The 4242-nt window shown below is 70.0% G+C and carries 5 protein-coding genes; 1 reads left to right on the top strand and 4 read right to left on the bottom strand.

Going from position 1 to position 4242, the window contains the following annotated elements; translation table 11 throughout:
• The 4 genes from ACFE7U_RS16375 to ACFE7U_RS16360 all read right to left on the bottom strand — a co-directional run.
• Positions 1–542 (bottom strand): DNA gyrase subunit A (locus tag ACFE7U_RS16375; RefSeq protein ID WP_375410779.1); only part of this gene is annotated, 542 nt, incomplete at its 3' end.
• Positions 543–594: 52 nt separating this feature from the next.
• Entirely contained in the window at positions 595–1332 is a 738-nt protein-coding gene (gene recO, locus ACFE7U_RS16370; RefSeq protein ID WP_375410778.1) for a DNA repair protein RecO, read from the bottom strand.
• A gap of 4 nt (positions 1333–1336) precedes the next feature.
• On the bottom strand, positions 1337–1801 hold the full coding sequence (locus ACFE7U_RS16365; protein ID WP_375410777.1) for a YaiI/YqxD family protein: 465 nt from the start codon (positions 1799–1801) through the stop codon (positions 1337–1339).
• Positions 1798–2898 carry an adenylate/guanylate cyclase domain-containing protein gene (locus ACFE7U_RS16360; protein WP_375410776.1) on the bottom strand — a complete coding sequence of 367 codons (1101 nt, stop codon included), beginning with the start codon at positions 2896–2898 and terminating at the stop codon, positions 1798–1800. The genes ACFE7U_RS16365 and ACFE7U_RS16360 overlap by 4 nt, the downstream gene beginning before the upstream one ends.
• Positions 2899–3126: 228 nt before the next feature.
• Here ACFE7U_RS16360 and ACFE7U_RS16355 point away from each other — a divergent pair, with 228 nt between their 5' ends.
• Complete coding sequence (locus ACFE7U_RS16355; RefSeq protein WP_375410775.1) at positions 3127–3966, top strand: aldo/keto reductase; 840 nt, start codon at positions 3127–3129, stop codon at positions 3964–3966.
• Positions 3967–4242: the final 276 nt, after the last annotated feature.

The following is a 4242-nucleotide window of genomic DNA, read 5'->3' as shown; positions in this document are numbered from 1 at the left end:
GCGATGCCCTGCGAGCCGTTGGCGAGCAGGTTCGGGAAGGCCGCCGGCAGGACGACGGGCTCCTCCTTCTCGCCGTTGTAGGAGGCCCGGAAATCGACGGTGTCCTCGTCGATCCCGTCGAGGAGCAGGCGGGCGACCTCGGTCAGTCGCGCCTCGGTGTAGCGGTAGGCGGCAGGCCCATCGCCGTCGATGTTGCCGAAATTGCCCTGGCCGTCGACGAGAGGATAACGCTGCGAGAAGTCCTGGCTGAGGCGCACCAGCGCGTCGTAGATCGCCTGGTCGCCGTGGGGATGGAAGTCGCCCATCACGTCGCCGACGATCTTCGCGCATTTCTTGAAGGCGGTATTCGGGTCGAGCCTGAGCAGGCGCATGCCGTAGAGGATGCGCCGATGCACGGGCTTGAGGCCGTCGCGGGCGTCGGGCAGTGCCCGGTGCATGATCGTCGAGAGCGCATAGGCGAGGTAGCGCTCTTCGAGCGCCGATTTCAGCTCGACGCTCTCGATGCCGTCGGATCCGGACGGCGGATCGAAGGGCTGGCCCATCACGAACTCCTGGGCCGTCAGTGGCCCTGATCAGAACATAGCATGAACAGGCCTATTCCGCCTGCGTGCCGAGCGCGACGAATCGCAGCCGCTCCTCCGGCGCCCTGAGGCCACGCGGCCCCCAGATGTGCTGTTCGAGGAAGTACCCCGTCAAGGTAAACCCGGCGGTAACGTCGGCGGCATCCGGAGCGGGGCTCATCCCGCCCTCCTCGCGTTCGCGCAGGAAGGCCGGCAGCGCGAGCAACCTGTCGCGGTAGGGTTCGCCAGCCGAGGCGCTGACCGCGCGCCCGCTCTTCGGCGAGACGTAGACCAGCGCGTCGTTGCCGCCGGTGGCCGCGCAGGCGGACAGGTCGAGGCCGAAGCCGAGCTCTGACAGGATCGCGAGCTCGAACCGCACCATCAGGGCCGGCGCCACGACGGGATTGCCGAGATGCGCCATCAGCACCCCGGCGGCGGCGTAGAGGGCCGGGTGCGGATCGCGCTCCGGCAGGAGCCGCAAAAGCGCCGTCAGGTGGCCGATGCCGTAGAGGGCGAAGCCTGAGTCGAGCAGCCGGTTGGCTCCGAGATCGACGGGCTCGACGGCAAAGGAGCCGAGGCTCTCGTCGAGCCGCGACCGCCAGGTGGCGCGAACATGGTTGCCGGGCTGCAGCACCGGCTGCATCCGCCGCGAGCGCCCGCCATGGACGAGACCGAGATGGCGCCCGTGGCCGGGCGTCATCAGTTCGAGGACCGTGCCGGTCTCACCGTGGCGGCGCAGCCCGATGACGAGGCCATCGTCGGTCCATTGCATCGGGTCAGCCGTACCCGCCGCGCTTCAATCGCATCACGGTGCGGTCGAGCGCCCCGAGATAGGCCGAGCGGTCGCGGGCCGAGAAGGGCTTCGGGCCGCCCGTGACCGCGCCGGCCTCGCGCAGATCCTGCATGAGGTTGCGGGTGGCCAGCGCCATCCCGACGGAGTTCTCGCTGAAGGGCTTTCCCGTATGGGCCAGCACCTCGGCGCCGGCCTTCACGCAACGGCTGGCCAGCGGCACGTCGGCGGTGATCACGATCGTTCCGGGCCGCGCCCGCTCGGCGATCCAGTCGTCGGCGGCGTCGAAGCCGTCGGAAACCACGACGCGTTCGATCCAGTCCGCGCGGGGCAGCGCCATGAAGCTGTTGGCGACCACGACGACGTGGAGGCCGTAGCGTTCGGCGACCCGGTAGGTCTCGTCCTTCACCGGGCAGGCATCGGCGTCGATGTAGACGATGATGCCGGTCATCGAGCGGCCGCCGCCCGCGATGCAGGCTCGACGGCAGCGGCCGGGATCTCGGTCGCCGGCTCGGGCAGAGCCCCGGAGGCCGGTCCGCGCTCCAGGGTCGAGACGCTGAGCGGCGCCCCGCGCCCGCGCAGCGCATGGGCGCCGAGCGAGCGGGCGCGGATCCCGTCCGGCAATGTCCCGAGGCGCAGGAGCAAGTCGTCCGAGATCAGGATCTCGGTGCCGAGCGGGCGGCACAGGGCCTCGATGCGGGCGGTGACGTTCACGGCATCGCCGAAATACGCGATCTTGTGCCGGTCGACCCCGACTTCCGCCGTGACGATGGAGCCGCCGTGGAGCGCCGCGCGCAGGCGCGGCACCGTGCCGAAGCGGCTGCGCCAGATCTCGGCCTCGGCCTCCAGCCGATCGAGCACGTCGAAGACGCAAGCGACGCAGCGGCCCTTCTTGAGCCCCCGCTCCATCGGCCAGGTGATCATCGCCATGTCGCCGATATAGTCGTCGGTGGAGCCGAGGTTGCGCCGCACCGGCTCGGCGAGCGCGGCGAAGATCGCCCCGAGATAGGCCTGGGCCTTGAGGTCACCGTGGGTCTCGGCGAAGGCCGTGGAGCCGACGACGTCGAGGAACAGGAAGATGCGCTCCTCCCGCACCGGGCGATGATAGCGCCCGACCAGGAAGTTGACGAAGACCTCGCCGCCGATGAGGTCGCGCATGCGGATCACGAAGACCAGAATCGCCGAGACGGCGAGCGAGTAGGCCAGCACCCGCGGCGTGATCTTCACGGCGTCGGACAGCGTGTCGGGGGTGAGCCCCAGCGCCCAGACGACGCTGCCGCCCAGGGCGATGCCGAGCGCGATCATCAGCACGTAGGCGATCTCGGCGGCCGGCACGTAGATCCAGGCGGGCAGGCGCCGCATCCGCGTCTGCAGGCCCGCCAGGATCAGCCCACGATCGAAGGCCAGCACAGTCCCGCCGACGCAGAGGCCGTAGGCGAGGCCGGCCAGCGGCGTGGCGCCGGCGGCAAACAGCATGTTGTAGAGGAGCCCGGCGCCACCGCAGGCGAGCAGGATGACGAGCCAGAACCAGCGGTGCTGCGGCAGCATCAGGCCACCGTCCTGCCGGCCTGCCGGCCGGTTGTCCCGCCTACGGCTCCCGGCCGGTCTGCGCGAGAATGAAGCGGGACGAGGGTTCGCACGGTTCGTCCTCGGGGAGCGCTGCGATGCCTCGCCCTGTGCGTTGCATCGAAGCCGGCCCCTTGATCACCGGCGCATGATGGCGCCAATAAGGCCGTGGGCAACCCCGTCTTGATCGCCGGAAGGGAATGCGGATCGATGATCGAGCGGGCGTTCGGCGAAGACGGCCCTGTCGTGCCGGTGATCGGGCAGGGGACGTGGCGGATCGACGGTGCTGCGCGGGAGGGGGCGGTCGCGGCCCTGCGCGCCGGCCTCGATGCGGGCCTCCGACACATCGACACCGCCGAGATGTATGACGGCGCCGAAGCCATCGTCGCCGAGGCGGTCGCGGGACGGCGCGACGAGGTCTTCCTCGTCTCGAAGGTGGTGCCGGGCAACGCATCGCGAAAGGGCGTCGTGGCGGCCTGCGAAGCGTCCCTGCATCGGCTGCGGACGGACCGGCTCGACGCCTATCTCCTGCACTGGCCTGGCCAGCACCCGATCGCCGAGACGGTCGCCGGCTTCGAGGCCCTGAAGGCGGCCGGCAAGATCCTGTCCTGGGGGTTGAGCGATTTCGACGTCGACGAACTCGACGATGCGCTGCGGATCGCCGGACCCGGCGCCATCGCGTGCAACCAGGTCCTCTATCACCTCGGGGAGCGGGCGATCGAGCACGCGGTGCTGCCCTGGTGCCAACGCCACGGCATCGCCGTCGTCGGCTACTCGCCCTTCGGCAGCGGCGACTTCCCCGACCCCGCCAGCGCGGGTGGGCAGGTGCTGGCCACCATCGCCGCCCGCCATGGCACCACGCCCCGCGGCGTGGCCCTGGCGTTCCTGACGCGGCTGGACGGCACCTTCACGATCCCGAAGACGGTCAGGGCTGCCCGCGCCATCGAGAACGCGGCAGCCGGCGCGGTGGTGCTCGACGAGACGGATCTTGCGCAGATCGAGGCCGCCTTCCCGCTGGGCAAACGGCCTCGGAACTTGCCGATGCTGTAGGACCGAATCCAAGTGATCGCCTCGACGGGCGCATCCCTTCTCCCCGCAAGCTGGGGGAGGATCTATCCGAGTGACCCCGAACGGACCCATCCGCACTGCGGGAAAAAGGCGACAGCGCCCGCGAAACGCCGATCGATCCCGGCTTAGCGCGTCCGGTGTCGCGCGCACGACATTCCCATCGGTTCAGGATCGTGGCCTTCCTGCACGACGATCACACGCCGGGAAGATCGGCGCGGCCGAGGATGAGTGCCCGATGAGGATCCGCGGAGGTTTCCT

Origin of the sequence: uncultured Methylobacterium sp., assembly GCF_964251405.1 — a bacterium.
Lineage (GTDB): Bacteria > Pseudomonadota > Alphaproteobacteria > Rhizobiales > Beijerinckiaceae > Methylobacterium.
This window is presented reverse-complemented; position numbering and strand designations above follow the sequence as displayed.